This is a genomic window from Mesorhizobium sp. M4B.F.Ca.ET.214.01.1.1 (genome assembly GCF_004791545.1).
Taxonomy (GTDB): domain Bacteria; phylum Pseudomonadota; class Alphaproteobacteria; order Rhizobiales; family Rhizobiaceae; genus Mesorhizobium; species Mesorhizobium abyssinicae.
Window position 1 is genome coordinate 1 of record NZ_SRUX01000131.1, and the last position, 359, is coordinate 359.

The following is a 359-nucleotide window of genomic DNA, read 5'->3' on the forward strand; positions in this document are numbered from 1 at the left end:
CGTCGGGCCTGAGCTGCAGGTCGTAGAGCGCGCGGTAGCGTCCGCCGAGCGCCAGCAGCTCCTCATGCGTGCCGCGCTCGACGATCCGGCCGCCTTCCACGAACAGGATCTGGTCGGCATGCATCAGCGAGCTCAGCCGATGCGAGATGATGAGCGTCACGCGATCCTTGGCGAAGCGCTTCATCGCCGCGCGGATGCGCTGCTCGGTGCCGGCATCGATGGCCGCGGTCGAATCGTCGAAGACCAGCACCGAAGGCCGCAGCATCAGGCTGCGGGCGATGGTCAGGCGCTGCCGCTGGCCGCCGGAGAGCGACGCGCCGCGTTCGCCGACGATCGTGGTGTAGCCGGCCGGAAGCCCG

Annotated in this window: 1 protein-coding gene; it reads right to left on the reverse strand. The window is 69.9% G+C overall.

What is annotated here, in order from left to right:
* On the reverse strand, positions 1 to 359 hold a 359-nt coding region (locus tag EN857_RS33610; protein ID WP_135897697.1), incomplete at both ends, for an ATP-binding cassette domain-containing protein.